14 protein-coding genes are annotated in these 17258 nt (G+C 43.9%); 7 read left to right on the top strand and 7 right to left on the bottom strand.

The annotated features are described in order from the left end of the window. Positions 1-9: 9 nt before the first annotated feature. Positions 10-1722 carry a proline--tRNA ligase gene (locus CYCPU_RS0101090; RefSeq protein ID WP_020161697.1) on the bottom strand — a complete coding sequence of 571 codons (1713 nt, stop codon included), beginning with the start codon at positions 1720-1722 and terminating at the stop codon, positions 10-12. 91 nt (positions 1723-1813) lie between these two features. Continuing rightward, complete coding sequence (locus CYCPU_RS0101095; protein ID WP_015005037.1) at positions 1814-2764, bottom strand: sigma-54 interaction domain-containing protein; 951 nt, start codon at positions 2762-2764, stop codon at positions 1814-1816. A 207-nt stretch (positions 2765-2971) separates the two neighbouring features. On the opposite strand from CYCPU_RS0101095, the gene CYCPU_RS0101100 reads away from it, so the two are divergent. Continuing rightward, the gene (locus tag CYCPU_RS0101100; protein ID WP_015005038.1) at positions 2972-4330 is read left to right on the top strand and encodes an OprO/OprP family phosphate-selective porin; all 1359 of its coding nucleotides are present in this window, start codon (positions 2972-2974) and stop codon (positions 4328-4330) included. 71 nt (positions 4331-4401) lie between these two features. After that, complete coding sequence (locus tag CYCPU_RS0101105) at positions 4402-5214, top strand: ABC transporter substrate-binding protein (protein WP_015005039.1); 813 nt, start codon at positions 4402-4404, stop codon at positions 5212-5214. A 68-nt stretch (positions 5215-5282) separates the two neighbouring features. On the opposite strand, the gene CYCPU_RS0101110 is transcribed toward CYCPU_RS0101105, so the two are convergent. Continuing rightward, entirely contained in the window at positions 5283-6188 is a 906-nt protein-coding gene (locus CYCPU_RS0101110; RefSeq protein ID WP_015005040.1) for a bile acid:sodium symporter family protein, read from the bottom strand. Between the two features lie 11 nt (positions 6189-6199). Beyond that, complete coding sequence (uvrA, locus tag CYCPU_RS0101115; protein WP_020161698.1) at positions 6200-9040, bottom strand: excinuclease ABC subunit UvrA; 2841 nt, start codon at positions 9038-9040, stop codon at positions 6200-6202. 68 nt (positions 9041-9108) lie between these two features. Between uvrA and CYCPU_RS0101120 the strand changes: the two genes are divergently transcribed. Continuing rightward, positions 9109-10506, top strand: coding sequence for an MFS transporter (locus CYCPU_RS0101120; RefSeq protein WP_015005042.1), 1398 nt, complete (start codon positions 9109-9111; stop codon positions 10504-10506). 50 nt (positions 10507-10556) lie between these two features. Next, a complete protein-coding gene (gene ssb, locus CYCPU_RS0101125) occupies positions 10557-11021 on the top strand; it encodes a single-stranded DNA-binding protein (RefSeq protein WP_016390434.1) in 465 nt (154 codons plus the stop codon). 191 nt (positions 11022-11212) lie between these two features. On the opposite strand, the gene CYCPU_RS0101130 is transcribed toward ssb, so the two are convergent. Next, positions 11213-12016: an SDR family oxidoreductase gene (locus CYCPU_RS0101130; RefSeq protein WP_020161699.1), complete on the bottom strand. Its 804-nt coding sequence runs from the start codon at positions 12014-12016 to the stop codon at positions 11213-11215. Between the two features lie 376 nt (positions 12017-12392). Continuing rightward, positions 12393-12809, bottom strand: coding sequence for a hypothetical protein (locus tag CYCPU_RS0101135; RefSeq protein WP_016390436.1), 417 nt, complete (start codon positions 12807-12809; stop codon positions 12393-12395). A gap of 151 nt (positions 12810-12960) precedes the next feature. On the opposite strand from CYCPU_RS0101135, the gene CYCPU_RS0101140 reads away from it, so the two are divergent. The 3 genes from CYCPU_RS0101140 to CYCPU_RS0101150 are packed head-to-tail and all read left to right on the top strand — an operon-like array spanning position 12961 to position 16077. Then, the gene (locus CYCPU_RS0101140) at positions 12961-13449 is read left to right on the top strand and encodes a hypothetical protein (protein WP_015005046.1); all 489 of its coding nucleotides are present in this window, start codon (positions 12961-12963) and stop codon (positions 13447-13449) included. A 10-nt stretch (positions 13450-13459) separates the two neighbouring features. Further along, the gene (locus tag CYCPU_RS0101145) at positions 13460-14047 is read left to right on the top strand and encodes a transglycosylase SLT domain-containing protein (RefSeq protein ID WP_016390437.1); all 588 of its coding nucleotides are present in this window, start codon (positions 13460-13462) and stop codon (positions 14045-14047) included. A gap of 50 nt (positions 14048-14097) precedes the next feature. Continuing rightward, positions 14098-16077 (top strand): LysM peptidoglycan-binding domain-containing protein, encoded by a 1980-nt coding sequence (locus tag CYCPU_RS0101150; protein WP_020161700.1) that lies wholly within the window; start codon positions 14098-14100, stop codon positions 16075-16077. A gap of 6 nt (positions 16078-16083) precedes the next feature. On the opposite strand, the gene rnd is transcribed toward CYCPU_RS0101150, so the two are convergent. After that, a complete protein-coding gene (gene rnd / locus CYCPU_RS0101155) occupies positions 16084-17235 on the bottom strand; it encodes a ribonuclease D (RefSeq protein WP_020161701.1) in 1152 nt (383 codons plus the stop codon). Positions 17236-17258: the final 23 nt, after the last annotated feature.

The raw sequence follows: 17258 nt of genomic DNA on the forward strand, positions 1-17258 counted from the left end.
TGTTTAAGTTTATTGTTTTGTGACTGTTTTTAGGTGCGCGATTATTTGATCTAAGGGTATATCTTGGTTGTCGCTGTCTGTTCTAGCACGATATTCAACCATGCCATTGTCTAAGCCTTTATCGCCCAGCACGATGCGATGAGGAATGCCAATAAGCTCCATATCTGAGAACATAAAGCCGGGGCGTACTTTTCTATCATCAAATAAAACATCAAAACCGGCTTCTTTTAGCTCTAGGTATAGTTTTTCAGTCGCTGCTTTTAAGCGTTCAGACTTATGCATATTCATCGGTAATAAAGCGACTTGAAAAGGGGCTAATGCAGCGGGCCAAATAATACCTTTATCATCATGATTTTGTTCAATAGCGGCAGCAATGACGCGGGTAATGCCAATACCATAACAACCCATGGTCATCACTTGGTTTTTGCCGTTTTCGTTTAGCACAGAAGCATTCATCGCTTCGCTGTATTTAGTGCCTAATTGAAAAATATGGCCAACCTCAATGCCGCGAGCAATAGTCAGGGTGCCTTGTCCATCAGGGCTAGCATCCCCTTCCACGACTTGACGAATATCTTCAATACGAGCGGGTTCTGCTAAATCGCGGCCCCAGTTTACCCCTGTGTAGTGCATGTCATTTTCGTTAGCGCCACAAATGAAATTTGCCATAGTCGCTGCGCTACGATCAACAATCATAGGGACGTCTAAATCAATGGGGCCGATATAGCCTGCATCACAGCCAGCAGCTTGTAAAATCTCAGCATCGCTAGCCATCGTTAGGGGTGATGCTACGCCGTCTAACTTTTCGGCTTTAATATCGTTCAGTGAGTGGTGGCCGCATAATAAAAGCGCCACTACAGTATCGTCATCTCCTTTTACCAGTAAGGTTTTTAAGCACTGCGCGCTGCTCACGTTTAAGAAGCTGCTGATTTCTTCAATGCTGCGTTGGCCTGGGGTAGGTACTTTTTCTAACTGTTCAGTGGCCTCGGCGCGCGGCTCTGTGGGTGCTAATGCCTCGGCTTTTTCTACATTAGCGGCGTATTGGCTTTCAGTAGAAAAGGCAATCGCGTCTTCACCAGAATCAGCCAGTACATGAAACTCATGCGAGGCGTTGCCACCAATAGAGCCGGTGTCTGCCAATACAGGGCGGAAATTTAGGCCAAGGCGTGTAAAAATATTATGGTAGGCCTGAAACATGCGGTCATAGGTTTCTTGCAAAGACTCGTCATCCATATGAAACGAATAGGCATCTTTCATAATAAATTCGCGTGAACGCATAATGCCAAAACGAGGCCGAATCTCATCACGAAATTTAGTTTGTATTTGGTAGTAATTAATCGGTAATTGCTTGTAACTCTTTATTTCGTTACGGGCCAGTTCGGTAATAATTTCTTCATGTGTTGGGCCTAAGCAAAACTCACGGCCATGTCGGTCATTTAAGCGAGCTAGTTCAGGGCCGTATTGTTCCCAACGCCCCGATTCTTGCCACAGTTCAGATGGCTGTACAACTGGCATTAAGACTTCTAACGCACCAGCATTGTTCATTTCTTCGCGAACAATATGCTGTGCTTTTTGCAGAATGCGAACACCAAGGGGGAGCCAATTGTATAAACCAGCTGCTAGCTTGCGAACAAGCCCCGCGCGAATCATTAATTGATGACTGACGATTTCGGCATCTGAAGGGGTTTCTTTAACGGTATTGAGTGGGAATTGGCTAGTACGCATAGTTATTTTCTTCGGTTAATGAGGTTCACATGAAGCGAGACATTTTACGCTGAAAAAGGACCACTACCTAGTGGCGATAGAAAAGATATTGTTAGGCAGCTTTTTGATCCCAGCGTTTAAGTTTTCTATCAAGCGTGCGGCGAGAGATGCCCAGGCTTTTTGCGGCTTGAGATTTGTTGCCTTTACTCTCATTAATGACTTTAAGAATATGCTCTTTTTCAAGTGATTTTAAGCAGTACTTGTTTGTAGTCGCTGAGTCAGTGTCAGCCACCGGTAATGTTTCATGTAATGGGATGCTTAGCAGTAACGAGCGTTCAATATGGTTGCGTAGTTCACGAATATTACCGGGCCAGTCATAAGCTTGTAAGGCATTGATTGACTCAGTTGAAATGTGAGGGCTGGTTAATTCGTGTTCCTCACACAATTGGCAAACAAAGGTGCTAGTGAGCGCTTCAATATCATCTGGGCGGTCACGCAGTGGCGGTGCAGTAAAAGGAACGACACTTAAACGGTAATATAAGTCAGCCCTAAATAAGCCTTGCTTAACCAGGTCTTTAAGGCGTTTATTTGTGGCGGCAACGATACGGACAGAGGTGTCATATTCTTTGTCGGAGCCAACGGGGCGAATGGTTTTTTCTTCTAAAAGGTGTAAAAGCTTGGGTTGCGAATCTAGCGGCAGCTCGCCAATTTCATCTAAAAATAATGTGCCATTTTGTGCAGTGGCGACTAGCCCTTTTCGTGCGTCTTTGGCACCTGTAAAGGCGCCTTTTGCGTGACCAAATAGTTCGGTTTCTAATAAGTGTTGACTAAAGGTTGCGCAGTTAATAGATACAAAGGGACCTTTGCGTTGGCTAAGGTCATGAATTTTTCTAGCTAATAGGCTTTTACCAGTACCCGTTTCGCCGTCCAATAAAATAGGTGTGTTTTTAGTGGCGACACGATCAATGTCGTCCAACAGTTTAACGACAAGTGGGTTATTACCAAAAAATGAGTGGCGGTCACGAATGGCTTTACGAAGTGCCGATGATTTGTGGGTAGTCATAGAAAATAGCGTCGTGAGACATTCTGTCAAAAGTCTCTTTATATTGAGACAAAGTGTCGCATAAGTCTAGTGCGTTGTTATGCTTGTTTCAGTGATAATTTTTAAAGTTAGTTATTAATCAATGAGTTGATGGTATGCCAAACCCGCTGGCATTAGTTTTGCTGTATGCCAGCGGGTATTTTGATAATCAATAATAAGGAAAAATCAATGAAAATAAATAAATTAGCGTTAGCTGCCGCTGTTTTTATGGGGGGCTCGGTATCGGCTCATGCAGGCTCTGAACTGACAACGCTACTTATGTTGCTGCATGAAAATGGCACGATATCAGATGCGCAATACCAACGCGTATTAGCTGAGGCAAAAGCAACAGAGCAAAAAACGATCGCGCAAACTGAAGACATTCAAGAAAGGCTCGATAAGGCAACCAATGTTGAAGTAAATGTTAATAAAGGTGGCTTGGCTGTTAAATCTCGTGATGGTAACTTCACCACGCAAATTGGTGGCCGCATGCAGTTAGATTCTGCCTGGTATGGAGAAGATGATTCGGCAGCGGGTAGCACGCTGGGCGATGGTACAAAAGTACGTCGAGCAAGGTTATATATTAAAGGCACGGTAAATAAAGATTGGTTCTATAAGTTTGAGTATGACTTTGCGGGTACAGGTGATACACGAAAAGGGATTACGGATATTTGGGTTGGTTACAATGGGTTTGACTTTGAAGGGCTAAGCGTTAAGGCCGGCCATTTTAGAGACCCATTTATGTTGCAAGATCAAATCAGCGACAATAATACGCAGTTTACCGAAAGAGCTTCAATTGATGCCTTTACGGCGAGTAGACATATTGGCGTTATGGGTAGCATTGATCGTAAACATTGGACAACAGCGCTCGGTGTGTTTGGTGATAAAGCCAATACAAATGGTGGCTCAGACGATGAGGGATGGGGGTTAGGCGGGCGCTCTACGTGGATGCCAGTTAATGAAAAAGGCTCGTTGGTTCATTTAGGTTTGGCCGCAAATTACCGCAGCACACGAGGAGGCGAGGTTCAGTTCAAACAACAGCCTGAAACTAACATCTCAGGAGTGGACTTTGTGGATACAGGTAAGTTGCTAGATGTAGATAGCTATCTAACATTAGGTGCCGAAGTAGCTCTTGTTAAAAATAGGTTTTCTGGCCAAGCCGAATATATTCGTACTCAGCTTGAACGCGATACAACTAGTGACCTAACATTTGATGGCTGGTATGCACAAACAGGCTGGTTCCTTACACAAGATACACGCCCATATACGCATAAAGGTGCAAAATTCAAAGCAGTTAAGCCTAATAGCCCGTTTGGTAATGGTGGTATAGGTGCATGGGAGTTAGCGTTACGATATAGCACCATTGATTTAATGGATGGCGCTATAAACGGTGGTGAAATGGACAACGTGACTTTGGGCCTTAATTGGTTCCCAGTAGCGGGCTTACGTTTTTCTGCTAACTATATTAAAGTGCTAGAGGTAGAAGGTGGGGCGCACGATAATGAAGAAGCAGATATTATGCAGCTTCGTGGCCAATGGGCGTTTTAACGCGGTAGGCCATCAAAGGGGCGCATTTGTCGCCCCTTGTTTTTTATAACGGGATAAGTAACGGGTAAATAATGAAAAAAATTGTAAAAATACTTTGGCTGATGGGTGTTGGCGCGCTGATGATGTTTGCGTCAAACAGTTCGGCATTGGATGTTCTTAGAATGTCGACCACAACCAGCACAGAAAACTCGGGGCTTTTAGCGGTGCTAAACCCTGTCTTTGAAACCCAGCACAATGTTAAGCTTGAAGTGATTGCTGTAGGCACTGGTAAAGCATTGGCAATGGGGGCGCAAGGTGATGTTGATGTTGTGTTTGCTCATGCACCAGCGGCAGAATTGAACTACGTCAAGTCGGGTGATTTCATTGATCGCTCGGCGGTCATGCATAATGACTTTGTTATAGTAGGCCCGACCAGTGACCCTGCAAATATAGCAGCCTCTAAAACAATTGAAGAGGCCTTGCGTAGTATTGCTGAAATAGAAGCTAGCTTTATTTCCAGAGGTGATGACTCGGGCACACATAAGAAAGAAAAACTGTTGTGGAAGAAAGCCGGTGTTGCGCCCAGTGGGGACTGGTATGTCGATGTCGGCCAAGGCATGGGCGCGGTGCTTAATATAGCGAATGAAAAACTAGCTTACGCTTTAACAGACCGGGGTACGCAAATTGCTTTTGCCGATAAGATCTCCCTCAAGGTGTTGTTTGAAGGTGATGTTAATTTATTCAACCCATACCATGTGATGGCGGTTAATCCAAAAAAACACCCGGGCTCAAGGTATGACTTAGCGATTAAATATATTCAGTTTGTTACGAGTAAAAGAGGCCAAGAGATTATTGCAGATTTTCGTAAAGGTGGGCAGCAGCTATTTTATCCAGATGCTGAGTAAGTAACGACGACCATTAAAATCTCGATAAACGCCCTTTATAAAAATAGAGGGCGTTTTTTTATGCCTGATTACTTAGCGCGAGACCAATAAGAGGCAAGTAGGGATCCAGTTAAATTATGCCATAAGGAAAACAGCGCGCCGGGCAGTGCCGCAAGCGGAGCAAAGTATTTAACTGCCAGCGCCGCTGCAAGACCGGAGTTTTGCATACCAACTTCAATGGCTAGGGTTTTGCAGGTTTGTCGATCCATACCAAGTGCTCGGGGTAGCCAGTAGCCGGTGAAGAGGCCCAGTACGTTATGCAGAGCAACAGCGCCCACTAATAACAGCCCAATAGAGCCTAAACGAGGTTGGTTGAGTGCAACGATAATGGCGATAATAAGCACGATAGCAAAAACAGATATCAATGGGAAAACCTGCTTGGTTGAGCTTAAAAAACGACCAAAAAGTTGGTTGACTATGATGCCAGCTGTGACCGGTAAAATAATAATCTTTACAATATCCATAAGCATTTTCATGGCCGGTACATCAACCTGTTTACCAAGGTAGAGCAGGCTTAAGGCAGGCATTGCAATCACCGCCAGTAGGGTTGAAAAAGTGGTGATCGTGATCGATAGGGCAACATTTCCTTTTGCTAAGTAACAAATAACATTGGAGGCGGTGCCGCCTGGGCTTGCGCCGACCAGTATCATGCCGCTGGCAAGCGCTAAGGGTAATTGCAACCAAGTGGATATACCCCAAGCAAAAAAAGGCATGCAGAGAAACTGCAATAATAAGCCGAAGATAATAGGCTTAGGCGATTTAAGAATACGTAAAAAATCATGTGCTCTTAAGCTAATACCCATGCCAAACATTACCAAACCTAATAAGAAAAAGAGACTAGGTTTAAGGGGTATAAATAAGCTAGGGATTGCGTAGGCGACAATTGATAAAAGTATTGCCCAAACGGGGAAAAGCTTAGTGGCTTTGTTAATCAAGGTAATTCCTTCTAAGCCGATAGGCTATCGTTAGTCTTGTTTAGGAAATCTTTTAGGTAGTACCCTGTATGAGACTCATTACATTGAGTGACCGCTTCAGGTGTGCCTTGTGCAATCACTTGTCCGCCACCATCTCCCCCTTCAGGGCCGATATCAATGATCCAATCGGCTGTTTTTATAACATCTAGATTGTGTTCGATAACCACAAGGGTATTGCCGTGATCACGAAGCGTATGCAAAACGCTAAGTAACTGCTGTATATCAGCAAAGTGCAAACCGGTAGTCGGTTCGTCAAGAATGTAGAGAGTTTTTCCGGTATCACGTTTTGATAGTTCACGTGATAGTTTGACGCGTTGAGCCTCACCACCCGATAAAGTGACAGCGTTTTGCCCCAAGGTAATATAGCCAAGCCCGACATCCATCAACGTGCGGAGTTTTTTTGATACAACTGGAATCGCATCAAAAAAGCCACAAGCATCTTCAACTGTCATTGAGAGCACTTCGTGGATTGTTTTACCTTTGTAGCGAATTTCCAAGGTTTCTCGACCGTATCGCTGGCCTTTACAGCTCTCGCAATTGACGTAAACATCCGCAAGAAAGTGCATTTCTACTTTAATAACGCCATCGCCTTTGCAGGTCTCGCAGCGCCCACCTTTTACGTTAAAGCTAAATCGTCCAGGCGTATAGCCGCGTGACCGCGCCTCTGGGGTTGCTGCAAACAGTTCACGAATGGGGGTGAAGAGCCCAGTGTAGGTAGCCGGGTTTGAACGTGGTGTTCGCCCTATAGGGCTTTGATCGATATCAACGACCTTATCAATATGTTCTAGGCCATCAACACCGTCATTAGCGGCGATAGGTAAGGATGATTTATTCAGTACTTTTGCAACCGTTGGGTACAAGGTTTCGTTAATAAGCGTTGACTTACCCGAACCAGATACGCCAGTAACACAGGTAAATAAACCGATGGGAATATCAACACTGATGTTTTTTAGGTTATTAGCGCGTGCATTATTAATGCGCAGTGTTTTACTGGCATCCACGGGGTGACGTTGTTGGGGCACAGCGATATATTGCGCGCCTGATAAATATTGCCCGGTGATGGAAAGAGGGTCGTTGATGATTTCCTCAGGCGTGCCTTGAGCGATAACGTTACCACCATGAATACCTGCTTTAGGACCAATATCAACCACATGATCAGCTGCCAAAACGGCGTCTTCATCATGTTCAACTACAATCACGGTATTGCCTATATCACGCAAGTGAAATAGGGTGTTAATGAGACGTTGATTATCACGCTGGTGCAAACCAATGGATGGTTCGTCTAATACATACATAACGCCAACAAGCCCAGCACCAATTTGACTGGCTAGGCGTATTCGTTGGGCTTCACCACCCGATAAGGTGTCTGCGCTTCGGTCTAATGATAAGTAATCTAAACCGACATTAATTAAGAAATCGAGACGCGCCTTAATTTCTTTGACGATTTTTTTAGCAATTTCGCCACGGTGTCCAGCCAATTCTAAAGAGGAAAATAAGGCGCTAGATTGGCGAATAGACAGGTTTGTGATTGAAGGTAAAGTGTGGGTGTCTACAAAAACATGGCGAGCGGCTTTATTTAAACGTTGGCCTTGGCAGTCTGGGCAAGCCTTGCTTGATAAGTATTTGGCCAGTTCATCGCGTACGGTGTTTGAATCGGTTTCACGATAGCGTCGCTCCATACTATGAATGACCCCTTCGAAAGGGTGTGTGCGTTTAATGGATTCGCCTCGGCTGTTCAACGTTGTAAAGTTGATAGGCTCATCGCCACTGCCAAATAAAATGGCATGTTGGGTTTCTTCTGGGTATGAATTAAAGGGCTCTTCTGGATCAAATTGGTAATGCTTGGCTAGCGACATAACCATTTGATAGTAATACATATTGCGCTTGTCCCAGCCACGGATGGCGCCACCGGCAAGGCTAATATCAGGGCTATGTAACACTTGTTGAGCATCAATATATTGCGTAATACCTAAACCATCACAGCTTGAACAAGCCCCCTTTGGACTGTTAAAGGAAAAAGAGCGAGGCTCTAATTCACTAATGCTGTAGCCACAAGTTGGGCAGGCAAAACGCGATGAAAATAAAATTTCTTCATCGTCATCCATGCTGCTGATGACGGCGATACCTTCGGTGAGCTTTAACGCCGTTTCAAAAGACTCTGCCAATCTAACGGACAAATCATCGCGAATTTTAAAGCGGTCAATGATGACCTCAATGGTGTGCTTTTTCTTAAGCTCTAAAGGTGGGGCATCGTCTAATTCAACAATTTCACCATCAATTCTTGCGCGAATAAAACCTTGGTTACGTAGATCATTTAAGGTATTAAAGTGCTCACCCTTACGTTCCTGTACCACCGGTGCTAGTAGCATCCAGCGCTTTTCTGGGTCTAAGGCGAGTACAGCATCGACCATTTGCGTGGTGGTTTGCGCTTCTAGTGATGTACCGTGATCGGGACATTGTGGAATACCTGTTCTAGCGAACAATAAGCGCAGGTAATCGTAAATTTCTGTAATGGTGCCGACTGTTGAACGTGGGTTGTGGGAGGTAGATTTTTGTTCAATAGAAATAGCTGGCGATAAGCCTTCAATATGGTCGACATCAGGTTTTTCCATTACCGATAAAAATTGTCGAGCATAAGCGGATAGCGATTCGACGTAACGACGCTGTCCCTCTGCATAAATCGTGTCAAAGGCTAAAGAAGACTTGCCAGAACCAGATAAACCTGTGATAACAATCAGCTTGTCTCGGGGCAGGTCGAGATCAATATCTTTTAAGTTGTGGGTTCTTGCGCCACGAATTTGAATGGTGTCCATTTACGTATCTAATTAAATTACCAAACCTGTTAATATACCCGTCTTTTTAAAGGCTAGGCAAAGTAATTATGGCTGATTCTTCAAGCCAACCATCAGTAATGAGTGAACAAGAGAAAAGAGCAAGCTTAGGATTGGCGGGCATTTTTTCAATGCGCATGCTCGGCTTGTTTATGATTTTACCTGTAATGTCCTTGTATACCGAGCACCTTAATGGAATAACACCGGTGCTACTGGGCTTGTCGATTAGTATTTATGGTTTAACGCAGGCGTTATTGCAAATTCCTTTTGGCTTGATGTCTGACCGCTTTGGGCGTAAAAAAATTATTACGATTGGCTTATTATTGTTTGTAGCTGGTAGCGTTGTCGCTGCCTTATCAACAACGATATACGGCATTATTCTTGGCCGGGCTTTGCAGGGGAGTGGCGCTGTTGCTGCGGCAATTATGGCGTTGGCGGCCGATTTAACGTTGGAGCAAAATCGGACAAAAATAATGGCAACGATAGGCATCAGCATTGGTATCTCATTTGGTATTGCGATGGTACTGGGTCCATTGTTAGCATCGGTTGTTGGCTTGCAGGGTATTTTCTGGTTTACAGCGATTTTGGCCACGGTGGGTATATTTATCCTGCATAACGTTGTGCCAGACGCGAAAAAATTATCGGTGCATAAAGATGCAGAGCCTATTCCTGCTTTGATGGGTAAGGTGTTAAAAGATACGCAGCTATTACGTCTTGATTTTGGTATTTTTTGCTTACATTTAGTGATGACCGCTATGTTTGTTGTGCTTCCACTGGTTTTACGAGGGAAGCTGGGCATCGCTGCGGATCACCACTGGATGGTTTACTTGCCTGTGTTGGGGTTATCGGTAGTGGCAATGCTACCCTTTATTATCCTCGCAGAAAAAAAGCGTAAGATGAAAGTCGTTTTCGTTAGCGCTGTAGCGGCCTTGTCATTGGCTAGCCTCGGGTTGTATTTGTTCAGTGGTCATCTTTGGGGCATGCTGGGTTCTTTATTTGTATTTTTCACAGCATTTAATTTGTTAGAGGCGAGTTTGCCGTCATTGATTTCTAAAATAGCGTTTGCTGGCGGAAAAGGAACCGCGATGGGCGTTTATTCCAGCTCGCAATTTTTTGGCGCTTTTTGTGGTGGTTTAATGGGCGGGCTAGTCTGGAATAATTATGGTTTAGCCTCCGTGTTTTTAGCCTGTGGCGGTATTTTATTTATTTGGTTTATAGTGGCGCTAAGCATGAAGGCCCCACGTCATATGAGTAGTTTGTTGAAACATGTGGAGATCGAAACGAGCGAGCAGGCACGGCAAATAACTGATAAGCTATTAGCGGTAAAAGGGGTGCTAGATGTTGGTATTTCAGTTGATGATTCAACGGCTTATTTAAAGGTCGATAATGAATTATTAGATGAGCTGGCACTAGAAGCAATCATCCCAACTAATCAAGCAACAGGCTGAGATTAAACTTTAAACCCGCCCCATTGAGGGCAAGAATAACGGAGCACAACATGGCAAGCAGAGGCGTAAATAAAGTAATTTTGGTGGGTAACTTGGGTAAAGACCCTGAGATTCGTTATATGCCGAGTGGTGGTGCGGTAGCCAATGTTACCGTGGCAACATCAGAATCATGGAAAGATAAAAATACAGGTGAACAAAAAGAACAAACAGAGTGGCATAGAGTAGTGTTTTTTAATCGTTTAGCTGAGGTGGTTGGTGAGTACCTTAAGAAGGGCTCAAAAATTTATGTAGAAGGTGCTTTGCAAACACGTAAATGGCAAGATCAAAGCGGACAAGACCGTTACACTACAGAAATTAAAGCCAGCACAATGCAAATGTTGGACAGCCGAGGCGGTGGTTCGGCTGAATTTTCGCCAGCAGGTTCAGCGCCGGCCTCGAAACCGAGTAATTTTGCATCAGCACCGGCACAACCTACAGCACCGATGGATGATTTTGATGATGACATTCCATTTTAGAGACCATCGAAGACTGCTTTGTACATAATAAATAAAAAAGCCCATAGTTAATGGGCTTTTTTATTGGCTGTTGTAAACAGCGGATTCGTTACTACAACATATACAATGGTTTTATGTTGTAGGTTTAAGGCTTATCTGTTGTTACCGTGCTTTAGGTGAAAAATACCTAAAGCTAAGGGGAGCTGGAAAACTTAGCCTTTGTCTTTATCCGCTTGGGGTAAACAATCCATAATGGCTTGATGTTGCCCAGCAAGTGCCTTATCAATTAATCCAGGGAATAACCCATTCAAGCGGCCAAATAAGCGTTCTTGCCAACCCACAAAATGCCTAGCCTTACTGCTTTGTAGAAAGTCGGCAAACTCTGTTGCTACTTTTTCAGGTGTATCTATATTTGCCTTGATAGCCACATTAAGCGCTTGGGTGTTCTCGTCGTTGAACGGTGTATCAGTTCCGCGTGGTGCGAAATAGCGCACATCAACCGTGCCACCGTGAAGTTCTCGTCGGAGGGCTTCGGTAAAACCTTTTAGGCCGTATTTGCTGGCGCTGTATACAGTAAAGCCTGCAAAGGCCAAACTAGCAAAAGCAGAGCCGATATTAACAATTTGCGCAGACGGTTTAGCTTTTAATAACGGCAATAGCTGCTGTGTTAATAAAATAGTGCTGGTTAAGTTAATATGAATAACAGAAGAAATTTTTTCTTCGCTCATGGTTTCAAAGCCTGTAAATGCACTGATACCAGCATTATTAATCAGTATGTCAATACCACCTGCTCGTTGCTCACAATGTTCTTTAATGACCTGCCGGCCTTCAGAAGATGAAATATCAGCCGCCAAGACATCGTGTTGGCCTGATAGATTTTGTTTGACGGTTTCAAGCTTATCTTGATTTCGGCCTACTAAAATAAGTTGTGCGCCTAATTCTGATAATTCTTTGGCGACTGCTGCACCAATACCACTGCCAGCACCGGTTAATAAAATGACTTTATTGTTGTACACTTAGTTCTCCTTTTGTTCGGTTTTTAACGCAACGAAAAGATAATAAAAATTATTACGCCGTGAATAAGTATACCTTGATTTTTAAGGTGTGGTTGAACTGAGCAAGTCAAAATAGATAGACTTTGGAAGTAAGATGTTTGAGTGTTTTAAGTTGCTTTGTGCTATTTCGGAAATTAGCAATTATCGTGTGATAGAGGTTTGCCGCTGATGCCAAAAACTCAGTAAGCGTAGACAGGGGGAAGTGTTAATTAAAAAGTGGAGTATTTGCTTGTTGTCTTTTATTTTCATAACAATAAAAAAGCCCCTATTAAGGGGCTTTTTTAATTAGCTAGGCCGATATTAAGCCAGCTAATTTAGCTTTTCCAAGAAGGTTTGCTTATTCTTCAGCTGCGGCATCCGTCTTAGTTGCTTCATTTGCTTGAGACATTGCATCATTTGCCATTTCTTTAGCAGCGTCTACAGCATCAGTTGTTGTTTCTTTAACAGCATCAAGCATATCAGCGCCTGCTTCTTTCGTTGCATCCATTGCGTTTTCGGCGCCTTCAGTTACATCAGTAGCTACTTCTTTTGCACTTTCCATTGCGCTAGATGTGGTCTCTTTAGTTGCATCAATGGCTGAGTCAGCGGCCTCTGATGTAGCATCTGCCGCATCTTTTGCCATATCACCTGCAGACTCAACGGCACTACTAGCGGCATCTTTTGCGCTGGAGGCGGCTTTTTCGGCTTCTTCACAACCGGTTAAGAATAAAAGGCTTGAAATCAGTGCGGCGATCAGTAAAGTTGAGTGTTTCATTGTTGTTCCTTCAGTTTGTTGAGGTAGTTAATGTCGTTCGACTAGATTATATAGTAACCAGTCAGTCATAATAAAGCTAGCAAGTGAGACAAACAGAGCGAAAAGCTTGTGTTTAAGAGCAGCAATAATTTAAAGGCGTTGAGTAAAGTATATGAATAAGAAACAGCCAGAGTGGCTAAGTCCAGAAGAGTATCAAATGATTGTCGGCCCCTCATTGAAGGTGGCGGCAGAGTTGGCAGCTAGTAGAGGAGATCCAACGCTTTTTAAAGACTTACCTTGTATGCTGGGTTTAATGCATTTGGTCAACCAGTTAAAAAATTACTATATAGATGAATGGGCTGTGTTGAGCGGGGTGTCGAGTGAAACGTCCTTGCAAAAGGCCCCAGAAGCTGCTTGTATGATGGTGTTAACAGAAGGCAATGTTGCAAAGGCTGAATTGAATATGATGATCAGCTCGCTTAATAGGGCGTACCAACAAGTGCTAGATGCGCAAATAATGGAGCAGGCAGATATGGATATAAAGCGGGCTTGGGAAGCGATAAAAACCAGTCAGCATGAGCAGTTTTTGGCCTTATTGGAACAAGCAGCAAAGAAATTTGTTATCGCACTAGATAGCTGGGAAAAAGTGAGGCGTGGTTAAACCGTTCCTAATGCTACTGCTGCCACTGGTACTGTTTGGTTGTGCCTCTACACCACCTAAGAACCAAGCAAACCTGTGTGCTATTTTCTATGAAAAAGATGATTGGTACCCGGCAACCTTAGCGGCACAAAAAAAATGGGGCACACCAATAGCTGTGCAAATGGCGATTATTCATCAAGAGTCTCGCTTTCAATCGAATGTTAAGCCTCCAAGAGATTGGTTTTTGGGTGTTGTTCCTTTACCTCGTTCATCCAGTGCGTATGGTTATGGTCAGGCGCAGGATTCAACTTGGGAGTGGTATATGAAGTCGACAGATAGTTACGGTGCAGACCGTGACGACTTTGCCGATGTCGCCGATTTTATTGGCTGGTACACCAATGTGTCGCAACGAAAGTTGGGGATATCAAAATGGGATGCCGAAAAACAATACCTTGCTTACCATGAAGGTCACGGCGGATACAGTCGTGGCACATATTTAGCAAAGGGGTGGTTGCGACGTGTTGCGAAAAAAGTGGGTGCTCAGGCGAAACGTTATTCAGCACAGTTAAAAGGCTGTGAGTCGACATTAGATTCTGGTTGGTCAATATGGCCGTTTTAAACATATCGAAAAGCCAAAGGGTGCGTCGCCTACTCATAGTCGTATGTCTTATGGCGGCGATACTATCTAATACATCATTGGCAAGAGACCAAGAGGCATTTCCATTGCCGCATGTGCTAAAGCCAGATGTTAATTTTTGGTTAAAAGTTTACACAGAAGTGACGACTGATGAAGGCTTTATACATGATAATCAGCGGTTGAATATCATTTATGAACGCTTATCTTTTACACCGGGCACAAGCTATAAAGAACGTCAACAATCCATTAAACAAAAGAAAAAGTACTACCAAGACATTTTACTCTACCTTGCGGCTAACCCAAGTAAACGACTAGATCAGGCGCGATATAGGCATATTAAAGCCTTGTGGCCAACAGGTACTACCGGCGAAGAGTTTAAAGAAGCGGCAAACCGGTTACGCTTTCAACTCGGGCAAGCAGATCGGTTTAAGCAGGGGTTGGTGAGGGCAGGGCGTTGGCAGCCGTATATTAAGGAAGAATTTCAAAAGCTTGATTTGCCGGATGAGTTGGCCGCTTTGCCGCATGTTGAGTCATCATTTCGTTCTGATGCTAGATCGCATGCTGGAGCTGCTGGTTTGTGGCAATTTACGCGTTCGACGGGGCGTCGGTTTATGCGTATTGATCACGTCGTTGATGAACGATTAGACCCCTTTCTGGCAACAAGGGCAGCGGGCTTGTTGTTAAAAGATAACCATAAAATTACGGGAACCTGGCCGCTAGCATTAACCGCTTATAACCACGGCGCTGCGGGTATGAGGCGCGCAGTGTCAGCGACGGGGGGAACTGATATTGCCAAAATAGTGCGTGAATATAAGGGCCGTACGTTTGGGTTTGCCTCACGAAATTTTTATAATGCGTTTGTCGCTGCACACGATATTGACCAGCAACCGTCAAAATATTTTGGGCAAGTGCAACGAGACCCCCCGATGGTGATTCAAGAGGTTAAGTTGCCATCCTATTACTCGGCGCAAGGCTTAATGACGGCATTTGGGATTAACAATAATATTTTTAAATCGTTGAACCCAGCGTTACAACCGACCGTTTGGTCAAACAATAAATATATTCCAAAGGGCTACAAGCTTCGGGTGCCGGTAGAGACGGGTGCTGCGTCGATTAAAGGGTTAATGGCCAGAATTCCTCCTGACGAGCAATCAATGAAACAAAAACCTGATGTTTCATATCGGGTGAAACGAGGTGATTCGCTCTCTAAAATTGCTGAACGCTTTAAGGTAAAAACCAGTCAGTTAGTGGCGATAAATGGGCTAAAGAGTCAACATAAGATTCGTGTTGGTCAGCTACTAAAGTTACCTAATATAGCGAAAAACCAATTAAAGGGCGCACACCCAGTAGCGCAGGATGCTATTTTTTATACCGTCAGAAAGGGTGATCGTTTATCAGCTATTGCAAGTAGGGTAGGCGTGTCTGAGGCGAATATTGTGTCTTTAAATAAATTAAAAAATAAGCATTATTTATATGTAGGACAAAAACTGCGGATACGAGCAAACCCAGATGTATTGTCAGTCGCTGCGAGTGCAAAGGCCCTTAACCCTAAAAACCATGTAGAAGAAAACAGTTTAAAAGCGGACCCGAGTAATTATCGAGTGGCCGATGATGGGTCTGTCGAAGTTCAAAGTAATGAGACGCTTGGGCATTTTTCCGAATGGTTGTCGTTAAAAACGACGGTCTTGAGAAAGCTTAATAAGATGAGTGCTCAATCTCGGCTAAGGATGGGCGATCGACTTAAGCTTGATTTCTCGCATGTAGACAGGCGTCAATTAGAAAGCAAGCGCTTGGCTTTTCATAAAAAAATACAGGATGACTTTTTTAAGCGGTTTAGCGTTGTTGAAACAGAAACATTACGGCTCAAAAACGGCAGTTCTGTTTGGTTATTAGCGCAACAACAAAATGTGCCGTTATGGTTGTTAAGGCAATACAATACGAAAGTCGACCTTAATCGTGTTAGTACTGGGACACGGTTAACCATTCCTAAGGTTAAGAAAAAGCCAAAATAGTAGACCTTATGTTGAAGGTGAAATAACGAGTTCACCTGAAGTGACACTAAAGTTGTTATCGCCTTCCAGCGTAGCAAGGAGATCTTGGCCAACCATCTCATTGCGCCAATCACTCAATAACTCAAGATCGCGTTGACCATGGATCAACTGTAATAATTCTTTACGATTGGTGAGAGACGTGGCGTTGACGTTCGCGGCGGCGGCTTTCAATCTTACTTGAGCCATTAATAGATCGGCTAAGGCTTCTTGTTTTTCAGTGACTTTCTTAGGTTTTTGTTGAGCCGCAGTAGAGGCTGGTTTTTTGTCAATGGCATTGGCAATAATGTCGATAATTGCGCGCCCAAATTTATCGGTGAATTTGTCTGAAATGCCGCGAATAGACGATAGAGTGTGGAGATTGGTTGGCTTGAGTTTGGCCACCTCTATTAAAATATCATCTTTAATTATCCAGCCACGAGGGATGTCTTTTTGTTGTGCAAGGTCTTCACGCCATTCGGCTAATTTTTGTAACGCAGATAAGGCGCCACCTTTTAAACGTTTGGCTGCTCGGATCCTTTTCCATGCAAGTTCTGGTGGGTTGGAATACAGTGAAGGTTTGCATAAATCGGCAAAGGCTGGCGCCAACCAATTAAGTCGGTCTTTTTCCTTTAGTTGGTTTTCTAATAATGGGTAAAGCTTGGCTAGATAAATCACATCGTCAGCTGCATAGGTGATTTGTTCTTCGCTTAACGGTCTACGTAGCCAGTCTGTACGTGAATGAGCTTTGCTTAATTGCACACCCAAAATATCATCCACTAATCGTGCATAGCCGGCTTGTTCTGGGTGGCCTAAAATGGGCGCGGCAATTTGAGTATCAAAAACAGGCGCTAATGGCTTGCCGCGTAAATCGTAGAAAATTTCTTGATCTTGACGTGCGGCATGGAAGACTTTGAGTATATTTTGGCTGTATAAAATATCCAATAAGGGCTTGATGTCACAGGCTATTGGGTCGATGATAGCGACTATATCGGCAGTGGCAATTTGAATTAACGCCAGTATTGAACGGTAGGTTTTTTCCCGTTGAAACTCAGTATCTATCGCCAACCAAGGTTCGTTTTTTATCGTGTTACAAAACTCAGAAAGCTGTTCATTGGTGTCGATATAGTGAGGTTTCGTCATAACAGTAAAGCGTGTAAAAAGAA

This window comes from Cycloclasticus pugetii PS-1, assembly GCF_000384415.1.
GTDB classification, from domain to species: domain Bacteria; phylum Pseudomonadota; class Gammaproteobacteria; order Methylococcales; family Cycloclasticaceae; genus Cycloclasticus; species Cycloclasticus pugetii.

Bases quoted from the DNA above. Each gene is read 5' to 3' on its own strand.
- CYCPU_RS0101090 (WP_020161697.1), bottom strand. From the start codon at position 1,722: ATGCGTACTAGCCAATTCCCACTCAATACCGTTAAAGAAACCCCTTCA.
- CYCPU_RS0101095 (WP_015005037.1), bottom strand. From the start codon at position 2,764: ATGACTACCCACAAATCATCGGCACTTCGTAAAGCCATTCGTGACCGC.
- CYCPU_RS0101100 (WP_015005038.1), top strand. From the start codon at position 2,972: ATGAAAATAAATAAATTAGCGTTAGCTGCCGCTGTTTTTATGGGGGGC.
- CYCPU_RS0101105 (WP_015005039.1), top strand. From the start codon at position 4,402: ATGAAAAAAATTGTAAAAATACTTTGGCTGATGGGTGTTGGCGCGCTG.
- uvrA (WP_020161698.1), bottom strand. From the start codon at position 9,040: ATGGACACCATTCAAATTCGTGGCGCAAGAACCCACAACTTAAAAGAT.
- CYCPU_RS0101120 (WP_015005042.1), top strand. From the start codon at position 9,109: ATGGCTGATTCTTCAAGCCAACCATCAGTAATGAGTGAACAAGAGAAA.
- ssb (WP_016390434.1), top strand. From the start codon at position 10,557: ATGGCAAGCAGAGGCGTAAATAAAGTAATTTTGGTGGGTAACTTGGGT.
- CYCPU_RS0101135 (WP_016390436.1), bottom strand. From the start codon at position 12,809: ATGAAACACTCAACTTTACTGATCGCCGCACTGATTTCAAGCCTTTTA.
- CYCPU_RS0101140 (WP_015005046.1), top strand. From the start codon at position 12,961: ATGAATAAGAAACAGCCAGAGTGGCTAAGTCCAGAAGAGTATCAAATG.
- CYCPU_RS0101145 (WP_016390437.1), top strand. From the start codon at position 13,460: ATGCTACTGCTGCCACTGGTACTGTTTGGTTGTGCCTCTACACCACCT.
- CYCPU_RS0101150 (WP_020161700.1), top strand. From the start codon at position 14,098: ATGGCGGCGATACTATCTAATACATCATTGGCAAGAGACCAAGAGGCA.
- rnd (WP_020161701.1), bottom strand. From the start codon at position 17,235: ATGACGAAACCTCACTATATCGACACCAATGAACAGCTTTCTGAGTTT.